Source organism: Paenisporosarcina sp. P5_A11 (genome assembly GCF_056400705.1).
This window is the reverse complement of the sequence record NZ_JBFUKT010000080.1, coordinates 1-17,326: the sequence shown is the minus strand read 5'-3', so window position 1 is coordinate 17,326 and position 17,326 is coordinate 1. Positions and strand designations below refer to the sequence as shown.

The following is a 17,326-nucleotide window of genomic DNA, read 5'->3' as shown; positions in this document are numbered from 1 at the left end:
AAGATACGTCGTATAAGCACCTTCAGGCATTGATTGTTCACGATTTTGAATAACTTGTACTAAGTTTGCTAATATCCCAAAACTTCCAACTGCTTGAACAGGTGTTATGATTTCTTTATGAAAACAACTAACTTCACCAGTATGGCATGCCGGTCCTTTAGGGAGCACTTCAACTACAAGAGAATCTTCATCACAATCTGCTCTTATCGCAATGACATGTTGCGTGTTTCCACTCGTTGCACCTTTATTCCACAATTCTTGTCGAGATCGACTAAAAAACCAAGTTTGATTTGTCTCAATTGTTTTTTTTAGTGACCCTAGATTCATAAATGCCACCGTAAGAACTTCTTTTGTTTGTGCATGTTGGACTACTACTGGAATCAGTCCACTTTCATCAAATTTTAAGGATTCTAATGCGAATTCATTCATCTAACTGACACTCCTTTCTCTCTCAAGACACTCTTCACTTCTTTTACACTTGTTTCTTTATAATGAAAAATAGAGGCCGCGAGTGCCGCATCTACGTCGGTTTGGGTAAATACATCATAAAAATGTTGAGCATTTCCCGCTCCACCGCTGGCAATTACAGGAACACTGACAGCGTCCCGGACTGCTTTCGTTAAAGCTATATCAAATCCACTTTTTTCACCATCTTGATTCATAGACGTAAGCAGGATTTCTCCAGCACCTAAACGAGTGGCTTCTTGCGCCCATTTAACAGCAGTCCATTTTGTTACACGACGACCACCATGTGTATATACCATCCATGTGTCATCTGTTTCTGACCATTTGGCGTCAATTGCTACTACTATACATTGAGAACCAAAAAATGCTGCACCTTCTGTAATTAATTCAGGACGTTCTATTGCTGATGTATTTACCGATACTTTATCGGCTCCAGCACGTAACATTTTTTTCATATCTTCAAGAGTTCGTATTCCACCACCAACTGTAAATGGAATGGCAAGTTCAGCTGCGGATTGACGTACTACATCGACCATCGTTTCTTTGCCTTCATGAGAAGCAGAAATATCTAAAAAGACTAATTCATCTGCTCCATGTTCATCATAAAACTTTGCAAGTTCTACTGGATCTCCAGCGTCACGTAGCGATACAAATTGAACACCTTTAACAACACGACCCTCTTTTACATCTAAACAAGGAATGATTCGTTTTGTTAACATGAAGTCACCTCTCGTAATGCTTGTGGTAAGGTGAATCGATTTTCATAAAGCGCTTTGCCAATAATAACTCCGCCAATTTTTGATTGAGTTGCTGCTTGTGCCACTTGACTGACGTCAGAAAGCGAACTTATACCACCAGAAACAATTACTTCTGCACCTGTTGCTTCAGCGAGTAATTCATTCGCCAAAATATTGGGTCCTGTTAATGTACCGTCTGTTGCAATATCTGTGAAAATAAACACTTTGGCACCGTGTTTTGAAAAATATTGCCCTACTTCAATTGCAGACTTCGTGGACGTCTCTAGCCAACCATGGGTTGCGACCATGCCATCTTTCGCATCTAGTCCTATGACGATTCGTTCTGAACCAAATTTCTGAATAAACGACACGGCTAACTCTGGTTGCTGAATTGCTAAGCTTCCTATAATGACACGTGTCACCCCATTATCAAGATAATGTTTCACATCTTCTTCAGTACGAATCCCGCCACCTATTTGAACATTCACACCTAACTCTGTCGCTGCACGAATGACATCCTTATCGTGAATACGTTTGCCGTCTTTTGCTCCATCTAAATCAACCATATGTATCCACTTTGCTCCTTGCTTTGCAAAGGACTCAGCCATTTCAAAAGGAGAGTCTGCATAAATGGTTTCTTGATTGTAATCACCCTTAAACAATCGTACACACTTGCCTCCACGCATATCAATTGCTGGATATATGTCAATCGATGTCATAATCGATCTCTCCTCTCCTGAACTTGTTGAATCCATTTAGCCAACAAGTATTTACCAAACGGTCCTGACTTTTCCGGATGAAACTGCATGCCTGTGAAATTGTCTTTTTGAACGAGACCAGGTACGAAATGACCAGCATATGTACTACTTGCAACTACTTCATTTTGTCGTGTATTTTGAGCTAAATAAGAGTGCACGAAGTATACATGTGTTGAGTCTTCTTTTTCAAGACCATTTAGCCATTCTGGTTGATGTGCAAAAGATAGTGGATTCCAACCCATATGAGGAATTCTCACTTGATGTTGTTGTGAATCCAGTGCATCAAACTTTTGAATATTGCCCTTAAAAATGCCTAACCCTTTAGTTAAGCCATTTTCTTTACTATCTTCATACAGCAGTTGCATACCTAAACAAATACCTAGCAGTGGTTTATTCGTTTTTGCAAGATCTTTAATATAATCATCCAAACCAAATTCACTTAATTTATTCATTGCATCGGGATATGCCCCTACACCTGGTAACAGGTAGCCATCCATTTGATCTAGCGTATTAATATCGGCCGTAATGAATACTTCACATTCGAGTCGAAGCAAGGCCTGTTCGACGCTATATAAGTTACCCATCCCATAATCAATTACACCAATCTTCATGTCAATAACCCTTTCGTAGAAGGCACGCCTTTTACACGTGGGTCGATTGAGACAGCTTCATCAAGTGCTCTGGCTAAAGCTTTGAAAATAGCTTCAATTATATGATGAGTATTGTGACCGTAGTGTACAATAACATGCACATTCATTCGTGCTTCAAGTGCAAACTTCCAGAGAAACTCATGAACAAGTTCAGTGTCGAAATTGCCGACTTTTTCATTTGGAAGAACAGCTCTATACTCAAGGTGTGGACGGTTTGAACAATCTATCACTACTTGAGCCAACGCATCATCCATAGGGACAAACGCATTCCCATATCGACGAATTCCTTTTTTATCACCTAGTGCTTCTTTTATTACTTGTCCTAATACAATTCCAATATCTTCAGTTGTATGATGATCATCTATATGTGTATCTCCAGAAGCTTGAATGGTCGCATCAAAGAAGCCGTGTTTGACAAATAAATCGAGCATATGGTCCATAAAAGGAACGCCTGTATCTATCGTCGCTTGTCCTTCTCCGTCAAGTTTAAGTGTGATATTCACTTGTGTTTCATTTGTTTTTCTATTAATAGTTGCTTCACGTGACATGATTAGTCCATCTCCTTTGTCCATCCTCGGGATTCTACTGCTCGTGCATGACCTTCTAAACCTTCCATTCTTGCAAGACGGGCTATTTTTGGTGCGTGCTGCTGCCAAGTCTTTTCTGTGTAATAAATGATACTTGTCTTTTTAATAAAATCATCTACTGAAAGCGGACTTGAAAAACGAGCTGTGCTATTCGTCGGTAAGACATGATTTGTTCCAGCAAAGTAATCTCCAATTGGTTCTGAACTGTAGCGTCCAATGAAAATCGCCCCAGCATGACGAATTTGTTGGGCAACTTCTTTAGAGTTTTTCGTCATGATTTCTAAATGCTCAGGTGCTAATTTATTTACTGCTTCCACAATATCTTCTAGTGTCTTAGCAACATATATTTTTCCGAAATTTTCAATTGAAGCACGAGCAATTTTTTCACGCGGGAGCTTTGTAAGTTGTTTTTCAACTTCATGTGCAACTTCATGTGCGAAAAAATCACTTGTTGTTAGTAATATTGGACAAGCCATTGGATCATGTTCTGCTTGAGATAATAAATCTGCCGCTACTTCATCTGCATATGCTGTTTCATCAGCAATGATTGCTATCTCACTAGGACCAGCAATCATATCAATAGCAACTACTCCATAAACTTCGCGTTTAGCAAGTGCTACAAAAACATTCCCCGGACCGGTTATTTTATCCACTGCCTTGATTGACTCTGTGCCATATGCCAATGCCGCAATTGCCTGAGCACCACCAATTTTATAAATTTCTTTAACCCCTAAAATTGACGCGGCAACTAACACCGCATTAGGCAAGGCACCTTGATTGTTCGGAGGAGAAACAATGACAATCCGTTCCACACCGGCCACTTGAGCCGGAATTACATTCATTAACACCGATGATGGGTAAGCCGCGGAACCTCCTGGAACATATAGACCTACAGCATCTAGAGGGCTCACACGCTGTCCGATAAACGAGTCATTTTCCACATCCACCTCATAAGGTGAACGCTTTTGTTTTTCATGAAAAACTCGAATATTATGGGCAGCTTCTTCTAAATCCTTTTGAAGGTCAGGGTCAAAATTAGCCTTTGCATGATTGATTTCTTCTATAGAAACGCGGAAATCCTGTAATTTAACGCCGTCCCACTTCTCGCTGTATTCTGCAATAGCTACGTCACCACGATTGTGTACATCAGCTAATACCAATTTAACCGTCTGCAATTGTTCTGCGTTACCCATTTCTATTGGTCGTTTTAATGAAATATCTTTTGATAAAGAAACGATTTGCATGTTACTTCCTCCTTACTCCATTGAATCTTTCAGCCGTTTCACCATATCTCGAATTCGTTCACTTTTTAGTCGGTAACTGACTGGATTAGCAATTAATCTAGATGTTACATCCACAATGTGTTCGTATTCAACTAATCCATTTTCCTTCAATGTTCTACCTGTTGATACGATATCTACAATTCGATCGGCAAGGCCAATCATGGGCGCCAATTCAATTGAACCATTCAAACCGATAATTTCGACTTGCTCGCCTTTTTCTTTATAAAAATTAGAAGCAATCTCTGGATATTTCGTTGCTACTCGAGGAGCAATATCATTCATAATCGTATTTGGTAAGCCAGCCGATGCGATATAGCATTGACTAATTTTTAAATCAAGCAATTCATGCACGCTACGTTTTTGCTCTAATAATACATCTTTGCCCGCTATTCCGATATCTGCTACCCCATGTTCTACATAAACGGGGACATCCATTGGTTTTGCTAAAATAAATCGAATTCTTTCATCAGGAACTTCAACGATAAGTTTTCGAGAATCTTCTAAATCATCGGGTAACTGAAAACCTGCTTTTTGAAGCAAAACATACGCTTCTTCAAAAATGCGTCCTTTCGGCATCGCAATTGTCAGTTCACTCATTATTGCCATCTCCTTCTATTAACCACACCACATCCGTAAAGTTTGCTAGAAAAGCTTCCTTGTCTTCAACATTCCCTATAAATTGTAAAGTCGTACGAATCCCTTGATTTCTTAATTTTTTCGCTTTATGAACAGCATTCACGTAATTAGCTGAATCAAAAAAGATTAGGGTATGAGGTTCGCGCTTCATTGTAGTAGTCATCACTTCAAGCAGTCGATCAACTCGTAATCCAAATCCAGTCGCACCTACATCGGAATTGAATTCTTGTAATAACCCATCATAGCGACCACCATTACCAATAGCGAAGCCTGAGCCACTCGCAAAAACCTCGAATAACATCCCTGTGTAATAACTCATTTCACTCGTTAGTGTCAAATCATATGTGACTAACTTTGCAAGTCCTGCATTTTCTAATAACGAGGACAATTCGCTAAGATAAGAATACATTGTGACTTGTGAATCATTCGTTTCATCAATAAATGGACGTAACTGCTGAATTGATTGCACATTAGAAGCCTGTCCAATAAATTCAATAAAACGCTGCTCCTCTTCATTTGAAAGTCCAAATGTTCTCACCGCTTCTTCAAAGCCAACCATATTTTTCTCAACTAGTAATTTACGCAATTCAATCACTTGTTGATCTGATTGTGTAAGCTGTGTCAAAATGGATTGCAATAATCCCGCATGTCCAACTGTTAACCGATACGAATTTATCCCCAATTCCTGAACCAATTCAGAAGCCGTGATAATCATTTCTGCATCTGCAAAAACAGAATCATCGCCGATTAACTCCACTCCCATTTGTTCAAATTCAGCTGGTCTCCCACCTTCATGTTCTTGTGCACGAAAGACATTCGCAAAATAAGCAAGTCGTAATGGGATTTGTTCTTTTAATAGTTTAGATGTTGCGACACGAACTATTGGCGTCGTCATATCAGGTCTTAAAACCAATGTCTCTCCTTGACGATCTACTAATTTAAATAAAGATGAGTCTGGAATGGCGGATGCTTTTCCAACCGTCTCATAATACTCAACTGTGGGCGTTTTAATAAAATCAAAACCACGCAATTGGAAAAATCGTCTACCAATACCACGTACCTTTTCCTTTTTCTCATTAATTAAAGGGAAAGAGTCTCTCATACCAAGTGGTTTTTCAAATTTTCGTATAGGTGTCATTCATTACACACTTCCTAAATAAGGATATTTTACTTTAGTACACTAGCATGCTACTATAATGAAATAAAATTTATTTTACCGTATATGACCAGGTGCGTCAATACAAAAGACCCCATGAAGCATTGGAAATCTCTTCATGAGGTCTTTTCTGATTACAAACGACGGGTCGCCATTTCTTCAGCTGTATAAATTACTTTCATCGGGTTTCCACCGACAAAACTTCCTGCTTGAACATCTTTATGCACTAAAGTTGCTGCCGAAACAATGGCACCATCCCCTATATTTACTCCTGGTAAAATCGTCGAATTTGCCCCAATAAGAACCTGATCTCCAATCACAACGTCTCCAATGCGATATTCATCTATCAAGTACTCATGTGCCAAAAGAGTTGTATTATAGCCAATGATCGAATTTTGTCCTATTTTTATTCTTTCTGGAAACATCACATCTGGCATAACCATTAAAGCGAATGAAGTTTGGTCTCCAATCTTCATATGTAAATAGCGACGATAAAGGAAGTTTTTGAATGGCAATGAAGGACTATATCTCCCTAGTTGTATAACGATAAAATTTTTCATCACTTTCCATAACGACACTGTCTTATAAATATGCCAAAGTGAGTTTGCACCTTCGACAGGAAAACGTTCCGTCCTTCTCATACCGATGGAGCCTCTACAATCTCAAGTAATTCTGAAATATGTTGCAACATATAGTTTGGCTTAAAAGTTGCTAAATATGCTTCTCCCTTAACGGTCCATGAAACCCCAGCAGTACGAACAAAAGCATTTTGACCACCTTCGATATCATGCGAGTTATCACCTATCATTAATGCTTCTTCTGGCTTTGCATTTAATCTATCAAGAGCTAACAAAATGGGTTCAGGATCTGGTTTTGGATTAACCACGTCATCCAAAGCAATTACTACTTCAAATACATCCTCTATCCCCATTAACTTTAAACCACGGCAAATAATATCATGCTTTTTCGTTGAAACAATGGCCATTTTAACTCCGCGTGCTTTTAATAAGCGAAGTGTTTCACTTACACCATCAAATTCGACCGCCATCTGATCGTGCATTTCAATATTCCATGCACGATATTCCAGAATCAAATCTTCAGTTAAACCTTCGTCAATGTTATCGAATGTTTGTTTCAAAGATGGTCCAATAAAGTGTAGGACATCTTCTCTAGTGAAACGTTCTGGATACCTTTTACCCAAAACACTTAAAAAAGTTTGTATAATGAGCTCATTCGTATCAAGCAAAGTTCCATCAAAATCGAAAAGAAGTGTAGTAATCGGTTGAGTAATCATGCAGTAAATACTTCCTTTCGTTTCGTTTGTTCAGCTCTTTTCCATATCGTCGCAACCAAAATCGTTAATACAAATGCTATGCCAAGTCTTAATAAGAATAATGGCCAGATTGGGATTCCAAGTGGAATAAAGATAAGAGTATCTTCTACAACTGCGTGACAGGCGACTAAAAAGATAAAAACAAGCGTTGCATCTTTTTTACTTACACCGTCATCTTGAACAGCTTGAATCATTACACCTGCACCAAATGCTAAGCCAATGACCAACCCTGAAACAAGTGTCATTGATGCATTAGGTTCAATGCCAAGCACTTTCGTGAAAGGTGCAAGCTTTTGTGAAAACTTTTGTAAATACTGTTTATCTTTTAAGTATTGAATAACAATCATAAGTGGAATAACTACCATTGCAAGCTGTAATACCCCAAAACTAGCTTTTTGTAACCCTAATAAAACAATCTCCATCCAGCCTTCTGGAAGATCAGACACTTTAGGCGCCATACCATACTGCGCAATATCCGAACCACCTGACCAAACTAGGTTAATTACAATTGCTGAAATGGCTGCTAGTCCGAAACGTACGAGCAAGACTACCCATAGTTTAACCCCAACTTTTAAGGCCACTCCTGTTTCGATAAAGATATTATGTGAAAAGGACAACATGACAGCTAAAATAAAGACTTCTTTTACCGTTAATTCTAATGATAGAATTCCAGCTATCCCTGCATACAAGTTAAGTACATTTCCTAAAACAAATGGAATCGCAGCATCTCCCCGTAATCCAAATATGCCCATTATAGGTGATACAAATTCGATAATCCATGGCAACACTGGTGTATGCTGCAAAATAACGAGCAACAGTGTTATGGGAAATATAATCTTGCTTAGTGTCCAAGAAGTATTTAATCCAGCTCGTAACCCAGTTTTTAGTGTAGACATCTTTATAACACCTCACTTATTCGTCTTTATACCGCACTGGTTCTTTAATCGTCACGCGTCGATATACGATTATGATAACTGCTACAACTAATGCAATAATTGACACTACTTGAGCGGTGCGAATTTCACCAATTAAGTAGAGACTATCAGTACGCAGTCCTTCTATAAAGTATCTTCCGAATGAGTACCAAATGATATAGAATAAAAACATTTCTCCACGTAATAAGTTGACACGACGTAACAAGATTAAGATTATGACGCCAGTAAAATTCCACAACGATTCATATAAAAATGTGGGGTGATAATAGGTGCCATCAATACGCATTTGATTAATAATCCAATCCGGTAAAAACAAATTTTCTAAGAAAGCACGTGAAACTGGGCCACCATGAGCTTCTTGGTTAATAAAGTTACCCCAGCGCCCGATTGTTTGACCAATTAAAATACTAGGCGCCGCAATATCTGCTAATTTCAAAAATGATACATTACGTTTCCTTGTAAATACATAAGCGGTGATAAATGAGACAATTAATGCTCCGTGTATTGCTAGGCCACCTTCCCATACTTGAAGAATTTGACCAGGATTTTGTGAATAATATTCCCATTTCGAGAAAACGTAGTACATTCGGGCACCTAAAATCGCTAATGGTACAGCCCAAATTAATAAATCAGTTAAAAAATCCGGATGAAACTTTCTTTTCACCATTTCTCTTTGTGCTACAAGAAAAGCCAGGACGATCCCACACGCGATAATTACTCCGTACCATCGTACGTCTATCGGTCCTAAAGAAATGGCAATCGGATCAATTGCTCCAAGTAAAAAATTCATGTTATACCCCTTCCATACTGTTGACTTTAATATGTAGCATCTTCGTTTTGACTAATCACATCATTTAAACGGTTGGAGAATTCTTCTGCAGCATTGACACCCATTCGTTTCAAACGGTAATTCATAGCTGCTACTTCAATAATAACTGCTAAGTTTCGACCAGGTCGAACGGGAATTGTCATTTTAGTCAAATCTGTATCGATAATTTTCATTTTCTCTTCTTCGATTCCTAGTCGGTCATATGTCTTGTTTTTATCCCAAATTTCTAAATCAATAACAATTGAAATTCGTTTAAAACTACGCACGGCACTAGCGCCAAATAAAGTCATAATGTCGATAATTCCAATTCCACGAATTTCAAGTAAATGTTCAATAAGTTTTGGGGCATTTCCAATCAGCGTATTTTCTGCTTCTTGTCTAATCTCCACGCAATCATCAGCAACGAGTCGATGGCCCCTTTTCACAAGTTCCAATGCCGTCTCACTTTTACCCACACCGCTTTTCCCAGTAATTAAGATTCCTACACCATAAATATCCACAAGGACACCATGTACTGCTGTCGTAGGTGCTAGTTTACTTTCAAGAAAGTTTGTCAGCAAACTTGAAAAACGAGTGGTGGCCATTTTGGCTGTGAGGACGGGCACATGTTCTTCATTTGAAGCAATCTTTAATTCTTCTGGTACCTTCATATCATGCGAAATGATAATTGCAGGTGTTTCAGGTGAACATAATTTTTTCATTCGATCTATTCGTTCATGAGGCAACAACATATCATAAAATGATAGTTCTGTTTTGCCAAGTAGTTGGACGCGGTTAGCAGGATAGTGTGTAAAATAACCAGCCATTTCTAAACCTGGACGTGAAATATCACTGATGGCGATATGTCTGCCGATGCCCTCTTGACCACTAACAAGTTTTAAATCAAACATTTCCATAACGTCTTTCGTAGTCACTTGCTCCAAAAACATCACCTACTTTCTTCGAAATTCGAATTAACCGATATGTTCTTTATTTTATCATGCGGACTGAAAATTGAAATGAATTTCTCTTTACGTTGTCTCTTTTCCAGTATTTCTTCCTATTTAAGCTTTAGGAGGGATGTATAATGAAGAAAATTATTGTTGATGCAGGACATGGACCACATACAGCTGGCAAACGATCGCCTGATGGAACACTTAGAGAATTTATGTTTAATGAAGCTGTAGCTATTCGAGTCAAGAAACTTTTAACTGCCGAAGGGCTTACGGTCATCTTTTCTCATGATAATAGCCGAGACGTGGCTCTGTCGGAGAGAATTTCTTTAGCAAACAAATTAAAGGTGGATGCATTTATCTCGATTCATGCGAATGCGTATGGAACAGACTGGAATACAGCAAATGGAATTGAAACCTACACATGTTTACAACCTAGTAAAGCTTCAGTAATAATGGCAACCCATGTTCAGCAAGCATTGCAAATGCGCACCTACAGAAAAGATCGAGGAATTAAAAAAGGCAATTTTGCAGTACTGCGTGAAACGACCATGCCGGCTATATTAATTGAGTGTGGATTTATGACCAATACAGAGGAAGCGAAATTATTAAAGAGTACAGATTATCAACAACAATGTGCACAAGCAATTGCTTTTGGTGTCCTATGTTGTTTGACATAAAATAGCAAGGATCCTTTTTCCGAACATCGGCTATACACTTACCCGGTATTCGGTTTTTTTGTTCATTCTTAAATCATAAGAGCTTAAATAACTTCTATATAAAGAACAACTTCAAATATTTTACGTCTTTAATGCATGTATTCATGAGGTTATACTTGATGGAGGATTTCGGTATATAATTAAACAATAAGTGAAGTCTATAATAAAAAGTATGAAACGAAGAAAAGAGGTTGGTTGAATGGTTCGAATCGGAGTAGTTGGTACTAATATGATTACAGAAAGATTACTTGAAGCAGCAAATGCTGTAGAAGATTTTGAACTAACAGCAGTTTATTCTCGCACGAGAGAGCAGGCAGAAAAATTTGCAAGCAACTACGGAGTAACAAAACTATTTACAAACCTAGAAGAAATGGCAGGTAGTGAAGAAATTGATGCAGTGTATATTGCTACCCCCAACTCTTTTCACGCTGAACAAGCTCTTTTATTTTTACAAAATGGCAAACATGTATTATGTGAAAAACCTTTGGCAGCTAATGCAGCCGAAGTAAGCAAGATGATCCAAGCTGCAAAAGATCATAATGTCCTATTAATGGAAGCCATGAAATCAACATTACTTCCAAACTTCAAAATTATTCAAGATAACTTACATAGAATTGGTCCTATTCGTAGATACTTTGCTAGTTATTGTCAATATTCTTCTCGTTATGATAAGTACAAAGAAGGAATTGTACTCAATGCTTTTAATCCAAAGTTTGCGAATGGAGCATTAATGGACCTTGGTGTTTATTGTTTGTATCCACTTATCACTTTGTTTGGTGAACCCAATGAAGTAAAAGCAACTGGCATAATGCTTGATTCAGGTGTAGATGGTGAAGGTAGCGTCGTTCTAAAATATGACGATAAAGATGCGGTTGTCATGTATTCTAAAATATCCAATTCTTCTTTACCAAGCGAAATTCAAGGCGAAAACGGCAGCATGATTATAGATAAAATTAGCTCTCCTGAAAAAGTTGAAATTCACTACAATGACGGGACTCATGAACAATTAACTATCGCACAATCTTATCCCGCTATGTATTATGAAGTAAAAGAATTTGTTGATTTAATCAACAAAGGGAAAATGGAGTCCGATATTAACTCATTTGCAAACTCATATACTACAATGTTAGTGGTGGATAGAGTGCGGGCTGAAATAGGTCTTAAATATCCGAGTGATGAAAAATTAACAAAAAAAAGTTAGTTGCTTGACTATTTTCTATGAAAGAATTTCTGCTATACCCTTTTTTCATACAAGTAGTTTTTATAGTCCCTATTAAAAAAAGTCATGTTAGCAACAGTTGGAAAATTGCTAACATGACTTTTTACTATATTAATCTCTTCATTAATTTTTTAACATGTTCTAGTAACATCGTTTTCTATATTACTGAATGTTATCGAATATGAAAATGTTATTTGGTTAAACGATTCATAAGAGCAATTTTCTCAGCTTCAAAACCCGGTTTACCAAGTAAAGCAAACATATTCTTCTTGTATGCTTCGACTCCAGGTTGATCAAATGGGTTCACTCCAAGCAAATATCCGCTTATCCCGCAGGCTTTTTCAAAAAAGTAAACCATCTCACCGTAAGTGTATTCATTCAATTCATCAAATTCAATTACTAGGTTAGGTACTCCCCCGTCTATATGGGCCAACAGAGTACCTTGGAATGCATTTTTATTGACTTCATCCATAGTCTTACCAGCCAAGAAATTTAATCCATCAGTGTCTTCCATATCCTCTTGAATTGTCACTTCAATTCGAGGTTTCTTCACCTGTAGAACCGTCTCTATAAGGTTCCGTCTACCTTCCTGTACATATTGCCCCATTGAATGTAGATCGGTTGAAAAATCAACGGCAGCAGGAAAAAGACCTTTTTGATCTTTCCCTTCACTTTCGCCAAACAACTGTTTCCACCATTCAGATACATAATGAAGTGAAGGCTCATAGTTAACCAGTAATTCAATGACTTTCCCTTTATTGTAAAGTGCATTTCGAACTGCAGCATACTGATAACTAGCATTAGTAGAGAGATCGGGATTGTTGTATTTAAGAGCAGCAGCTGCTGCCCCTTCCATCATTTGATCAATATTTAGTCCTGCTACAGCTATCGATAATAGACCGACTGCTGTAAGAACAGAATATCTTCCGCCTACATCATCAGGAATAACAAAAGTTTCATAGCCTTCTTTATCCGCAAGCTCTTTTAATGCGCCTTTTGACTGATCAGTGGTAGCGAAAATACGATTTTTCGCCTCTTCTTTTCCGTATTTTTTCTCCATATAATCGCGGAAAATACGGAAAGCAAGGGCTGGTTCTGTAGTTGTTCCTGATTTAGAAATGATATTGACAGAGATATCTTTACCTTCTAATAGCTCAAATAAATGGGTTAGATACGTAGAGCTAATATTTTGACCGGCAAAATAAACTTGTGTTTGATCATTCATTTGGTTATGAAAACTATGGGACAGAGCTTCAATAGCCGCTCTAGCGCCTAGATATGAACCTCCAATGCCGATTACAATAAGAGCATCTGAATGGTTCTTGATTCTCTCTGCAGCTTGTTTGATTCTCACAAATTCATTCTTATCATAATTGATTGGCAAATCAACCCAACCAAGGAAATCAGACCCTGGTCCTTTCTTTTCATGAAGCATATCATGTGCCACTTTTACAAATTCACTTAGATTATCCACTTCACTCTTTTCCATAAAATTTAAATCTTTTCTGGATATAGCTGTTTGTTCAACTAACAGTAGGCGTTATTGACTCATCCTTCATTTGAAGTTTCATATTATGCCTTCTTTTCTACAGCATGACCGCCAAATTCGTTTCGTAGAGCTGCTACAACTTACCTGTAAAAGTATCGTTTTCCAACGAACGGTAATGCATCAATAAGCCATAGCGATTACAGGAGTCGCAGTTTGTAGGTCCAAGGCTGTTTCGACCGTCCATTTACCTTCGCCGGAAGAATGCATAATCCCTTTAATTTCATCCTCCTCCTAAAACTATCTTCATTAACGAAGACTTCTTGATAAAATCATGTTCTTTTTATTCGTTTATAGCTTTTTTTCAACCCAATAGCCAATCGTTAACCCGGAATGATGTTTTCTATTAATGTGTATCCTACCACCATTTAAATCCGTCCACTTCCAATAATCGATTAGAAGATTCTGGTCCCATCGAACCTGATTGATATGGATGGAGTGGAAGAATATTTTCCTCAAACGCTTCTAAAATAGGTTGTACCCATTTCCAAGATAATTCAACTTCGTTCCAATGGGCGAAGAATGTAGAGTCACCACGAAGTGCATCAAATATTAAAAGTTCATACGCTTCGGGTACATCTTTTTCACTCGCTATAAAGTCAACAATTATAGGTTCTAATTTTCCGTTTACAGGGTTTTTGCTATTTAATTGCATCGAAACACCTTCATTCGGACTTATATTAATAACCAATAGATTGGGTTCAGCATTTTGGTTTTCGTTTCTATACAAATTCTTTAATGGATTTTTATATTCAATCACAATCCGTGTTGATTTTTCCATCATTCTTTTTCCAGTCCGGATATAGAATGGCACCCCATCCCAGAAAGCATTATCAATCCATAAACGAGCAGCCACAAATGTATCGTTTGTGGAAGAAGCATTGACGCCAGGTTCTTCTATATATCCAATTACGGGTTCACCCTGGATTTCCCCTAGTCCATATTGTCCGCGGACCACGTGTTCAACTACCTCTTTTTTTTGTAATGGTCGAAGAGATTCCATGACTTTTATCTTCTCAGAACGAATGTCTGTGGAGATTAACTGTGTCGGAAGGTGCATACCCGTCATCATCAACAGTTGTAGCATATGATTTTGGACCATATCACGAATCGCACCGACTTTGTCATAATAACCAGCTCTCCCTTCTACACCAACCGTCTCACTAGCGGTAATCTGAACATTGGCTATATGCTGATTGTTCCATAATGCTTGAAGTATAGGGTTGGCAAATCCTAAAGCTTCAAGGTTTTGAACCATCGGCTTTCCAAGATAATGATCTATCCGGTAAATTTCGTCTTCTTCAAAAGCATTGCTTAATTTTTCGTTTAAGTGTTGTGAAGATTTCAAGTCATGCCCAAATGGTTTTTCGATAATCAATCGTTTCCATCCATTCGGTGAGCTTAATCCACTCTCCTTGATGTTCGATGCAATTACATCAAAAAATTCAGGGGCAACTGATAAATAAAACATTCGATTTTCTGTAATTTTTCTTTCTTTTTCACTTTGTTGAACGAGTTCAAGTAACTTTTTATATTCTTCAGCATTCGTTACATTTAAACGGCTATAACGAAATGCCCTGATAAACTCTTTTATTTGGGATTTGTCATTTATCAAATGTCTAGAGTAAATTATTAACGATTCTTTTACACGTGTTTGAAAATCATCATCAGTTAATTCGCTTCTTCCCACACCAACAATCAAAAAAGAATCCGGCAATTTTTTATTTAGAAATAAATTAAACAAGGCCGGGTAGATTTTTCTCTTAGCTAAATCCCCTGTAGCCCCAAATAAAACAAAAGTCATAGAATCCACTTTTTTATTCCTCCACTTTTCAAAACATTCCTCAACTCGAAAAATGCTTATATTCTTTTTATTTTATATAAAACCAGTATTACGGCTTTTCGTTAACCTATTCTGAGTCGTATTTTTAGTACAGAAGTAAGTATAATATCTATCATCATTTATTGTAAGTACGCACTTTAATATCAGCTAGTTACATTTAACATATATAGTAACTAAAGATATACTGTATTTTCCAAATAGGTATTAAAGGTTATATGTTGTTAATGCTTAAGTCTATCGGGAGAAAATATCAATAAAAAGAATACTCTTATCAAAAGAACATGCGATATTAAAAATTGACTATTACTTGTACAGTCGTAATATACCCAAACAATGGAGATAAACACTACAATATTCATGCCAAGAGTCAAAAAGCGAGAAACCATTAATATATTACACTGCTTTATTCAATAGACAAAGTAGTTTTACTAGACAGCTTAATAAAGAACATGCGAGGATAACCTTATTGCTTTTGAAGAAAATAAATTATTAGGATGTGTTGATAAAATGAAAATGTATGATGTAACAGGAACAATTTATGAAGAAATGACCGTTTACAAGAATAAACCGGAAAAACAACCAAAATTGAATCAAGTCACGACTGGATATGTTACGGAAACTCGCCTTGAGTTAGATGTACATACAGGGACACACATTGATGCACCACTTCACATGGTTGTAGATGGTGATACGTTTGAAACAATCCCAATGGACGATCTTGTGGGGCAATGTAAAGTTTTCGATTTAACACAAGTGGACGATGGAATTTCGAAAAAAGATTTAGAAGAATTTGAGATTCAAAAAGACGATTTTGTTTTATTAAAAACGAAAAATTCTTTTGAGGAAACTTTTAATTTTGATTTCATTTATCTTGCGCAAGACGGAGCAGAATATCTTTCTCAGTTAGGTGTACGAGGTGTAGGCATAGATACACTTGGTATCGAAAGAAGTCAAGAAGGGCATCCAACCCATAAAACATTATTTGCAAAAAACATTATTATTATTGAAGGACTTCGCTTAAAGGAAATTAATCCAGGGGAATATTTTATGGTTGCTGCACCACTTAAATTAGTGGGTACAGACGGTTCACCTGCAAGAGTGTTGTTATTTGAGGGATTAAGATAAGCTTCTCTTAGCCATTTAGAATTTTATTTTTTATTAATAAGTAGATATTCTATGTATAAAATGATTGCTACCGACCTTGATGGCACATTACTCACAGATGAATTAATAATCCCGCCTGGCACTGTAAAGGCCATTCAAAAGGCAGTAGAATTAGGCACGATTGTAACGATTGCTACTGGCCGTATGTTTCCTTCTGCCAAACCGTTTGCGAAGCAACTTGGTTTAAATGTATCTCTAATTGCTTATCAGGGTGCGATTATCAAAGATGTTGATGAATTTTGCCGGTCTAGGCATTGCAATGGGTAATGGGGTAAAGGAATTGAAAGAAATCGCGGAATACATCTTCCTCACCAACAATGAAGAGGGAGTGCGCCATGTGATAGAAAAGTTCATTTTAGAGCCTATGGGCGCGATTATCAAATAAACGAGTTCATCATGTATTCTAATAATGAACGATGGTGTGTTAAAACAAAAAAATAAGCTAATTCCCTTAGAGGAATTAGCTTATTTTTGCATTATTCAGAAGAGATGTAACGAACGAGAACTGAACCGGTTTTGGCTTCACCTTTAATA

The 17,326-nt window shown here is 37.4% G+C and carries 20 protein-coding genes and 1 pseudogene; 5 read left to right on the top strand and 16 right to left on the bottom strand.

The features are described 5' to 3' along the window. The 13 genes from hisI to hprK form a co-directional block, all read right to left on the bottom strand. On the bottom strand, nucleotides 1-429 hold a 429-nt coding region (gene hisI, locus AC1DOS_RS12045; protein WP_477537691.1), incomplete at its 3' end, for a phosphoribosyl-AMP cyclohydrolase. Next, nucleotides 426-1,184: an imidazole glycerol phosphate synthase subunit HisF gene (gene hisF, locus AC1DOS_RS12040; RefSeq protein ID WP_477537690.1), complete on the bottom strand. Its 759-nt coding sequence runs from the start codon at nucleotides 1,182-1,184 to the stop codon at nucleotides 426-428. The genes hisF and hisI, both read right to left, overlap by 4 nt. Beyond that, nucleotides 1,178-1,921 (bottom strand): 1-(5-phosphoribosyl)-5-[(5-phosphoribosylamino)methylideneamino]imidazole-4-carboxamide isomerase, encoded by a 744-nt coding sequence (gene hisA / locus AC1DOS_RS12035; RefSeq protein WP_477537689.1) that lies wholly within the window; start codon nucleotides 1,919-1,921, stop codon nucleotides 1,178-1,180. The genes hisF and hisA overlap by 7 nt, the downstream gene beginning before the upstream one ends. Beyond that, a complete protein-coding gene (gene hisH / locus AC1DOS_RS12030; RefSeq protein ID WP_477537688.1) occupies nucleotides 1,918-2,571 on the bottom strand; it encodes an imidazole glycerol phosphate synthase subunit HisH in 654 nt (217 codons plus the stop codon). Before hisH ends, hisA begins: the two co-directional genes overlap by 4 nt. Then, a complete protein-coding gene (gene hisB / locus AC1DOS_RS12025; RefSeq protein WP_108585178.1) occupies nucleotides 2,568-3,158 on the bottom strand; it encodes an imidazoleglycerol-phosphate dehydratase HisB in 591 nt (196 codons plus the stop codon). Before hisB ends, hisH begins: the two co-directional genes overlap by 4 nt. A 2-nt stretch (nucleotides 3,159-3,160) precedes the next feature. Further along, complete coding sequence (gene hisD / locus AC1DOS_RS12020; RefSeq protein ID WP_477537687.1) at nucleotides 3,161-4,441, bottom strand: histidinol dehydrogenase; 1,281 nt, start codon at nucleotides 4,439-4,441, stop codon at nucleotides 3,161-3,163. 12 nt (nucleotides 4,442-4,453) lie between these two features. Beyond that, nucleotides 4,454-5,077, bottom strand: coding sequence for an ATP phosphoribosyltransferase (hisG, locus tag AC1DOS_RS12015; RefSeq protein ID WP_108585180.1), 624 nt, complete (start codon nucleotides 5,075-5,077; stop codon nucleotides 4,454-4,456). Then, nucleotides 5,070-6,254, bottom strand: a complete 1,185-nt coding sequence (locus AC1DOS_RS12010) for an ATP phosphoribosyltransferase regulatory subunit (protein WP_477537686.1) — start codon at nucleotides 6,252-6,254, stop codon at nucleotides 5,070-5,072. Before AC1DOS_RS12010 ends, hisG begins: the two co-directional genes overlap by 8 nt. A 152-nt stretch (nucleotides 6,255-6,406) precedes the next feature. Continuing rightward, nucleotides 6,407-6,913, bottom strand: a complete 507-nt coding sequence (locus tag AC1DOS_RS12005; protein ID WP_108585182.1) for an acyltransferase — start codon at nucleotides 6,911-6,913, stop codon at nucleotides 6,407-6,409. Next, nucleotides 6,910-7,566 carry a pyrophosphatase PpaX gene (gene ppaX, locus AC1DOS_RS12000; RefSeq protein WP_477537685.1) on the bottom strand — a complete coding sequence of 219 codons (657 nt, stop codon included), beginning with the start codon at nucleotides 7,564-7,566 and terminating at the stop codon, nucleotides 6,910-6,912. Before ppaX ends, AC1DOS_RS12005 begins: the two co-directional genes overlap by 4 nt. Next, a complete protein-coding gene (locus AC1DOS_RS11995; protein ID WP_477537684.1) occupies nucleotides 7,563-8,501 on the bottom strand; it encodes a nucleoside recognition domain-containing protein in 939 nt (312 codons plus the stop codon). Before AC1DOS_RS11995 ends, ppaX begins: the two co-directional genes overlap by 4 nt. 16 nt (nucleotides 8,502-8,517) lie before the next feature. Next, nucleotides 8,518-9,330: a prolipoprotein diacylglyceryl transferase gene (gene lgt, locus AC1DOS_RS11990; RefSeq protein ID WP_477537683.1), complete on the bottom strand. Its 813-nt coding sequence runs from the start codon at nucleotides 9,328-9,330 to the stop codon at nucleotides 8,518-8,520. Nucleotides 9,331-9,356: 26 nt separating this feature from the next. Continuing rightward, entirely contained in the window at nucleotides 9,357-10,292 is a 936-nt protein-coding gene (gene hprK / locus AC1DOS_RS11985; RefSeq protein ID WP_108585186.1) for an HPr(Ser) kinase/phosphatase, read from the bottom strand. Nucleotides 10,293-10,435: 143 nt separating this feature from the next. Between hprK and AC1DOS_RS11980 the strand changes: the two genes are divergently transcribed. After that, nucleotides 10,436-10,981: an N-acetylmuramoyl-L-alanine amidase gene (locus tag AC1DOS_RS11980; protein ID WP_477537682.1), complete on the top strand. Its 546-nt coding sequence runs from the start codon at nucleotides 10,436-10,438 to the stop codon at nucleotides 10,979-10,981. 238 nt (nucleotides 10,982-11,219) lie between these two features. Continuing rightward, complete coding sequence (locus tag AC1DOS_RS11975) at nucleotides 11,220-12,221, top strand: Gfo/Idh/MocA family protein (protein WP_477537681.1); 1,002 nt, start codon at nucleotides 11,220-11,222, stop codon at nucleotides 12,219-12,221. Between the two features lie 208 nt (nucleotides 12,222-12,429). On the opposite strand, the gene AC1DOS_RS11970 is transcribed toward AC1DOS_RS11975, so the two are convergent. The 3 genes and pseudogenes from AC1DOS_RS11970 to zwf all read right to left on the bottom strand — a co-directional run bounded on the left by AC1DOS_RS11970 (nucleotide 12,430) and on the right by zwf (nucleotide 15,598). After that, the gene (locus AC1DOS_RS11970; RefSeq protein WP_477537692.1) at nucleotides 12,430-13,752 is read right to left on the bottom strand and encodes a glucose-6-phosphate isomerase; all 1,323 of its coding nucleotides are present in this window, start codon (nucleotides 13,750-13,752) and stop codon (nucleotides 12,430-12,432) included. A 59-nt stretch (nucleotides 13,753-13,811) separates the two neighbouring features. Continuing rightward, nucleotides 13,812-14,013, bottom strand: a pseudogene (locus tag AC1DOS_RS11965) (phosphogluconate dehydrogenase (NAD(+)-dependent, decarboxylating)); the annotation flags it as partial. 130 nt (nucleotides 14,014-14,143) lie between these two features. After that, complete coding sequence (zwf, locus tag AC1DOS_RS11960) at nucleotides 14,144-15,598, bottom strand: glucose-6-phosphate dehydrogenase (protein ID WP_477537680.1); 1,455 nt, start codon at nucleotides 15,596-15,598, stop codon at nucleotides 14,144-14,146. Nucleotides 15,599-16,135: 537 nt separating this feature from the next. Here zwf and AC1DOS_RS11955 point away from each other — a divergent pair. From AC1DOS_RS11955 to AC1DOS_RS11945, 3 genes are read left to right on the top strand one after another with little or no spacing between them, the layout of a single operon-like run. Further along, nucleotides 16,136-16,753: a cyclase family protein gene (locus AC1DOS_RS11955; RefSeq protein ID WP_477537679.1), complete on the top strand. Its 618-nt coding sequence runs from the start codon at nucleotides 16,136-16,138 to the stop codon at nucleotides 16,751-16,753. 51 nt (nucleotides 16,754-16,804) lie between these two features. Continuing rightward, nucleotides 16,805-17,059 carry an HAD family hydrolase gene (locus tag AC1DOS_RS11950; RefSeq protein ID WP_477537678.1) on the top strand — a complete coding sequence of 85 codons (255 nt, stop codon included), beginning with the start codon at nucleotides 16,805-16,807 and terminating at the stop codon, nucleotides 17,057-17,059. A gap of 13 nt (nucleotides 17,060-17,072) precedes the next feature. Next, on the top strand, nucleotides 17,073-17,177 hold the full coding sequence (locus tag AC1DOS_RS11945; RefSeq protein ID WP_477537677.1) for a hypothetical protein: 105 nt from the start codon (nucleotides 17,073-17,075) through the stop codon (nucleotides 17,175-17,177). Nucleotides 17,178-17,326 lie beyond the last annotated feature (149 nt).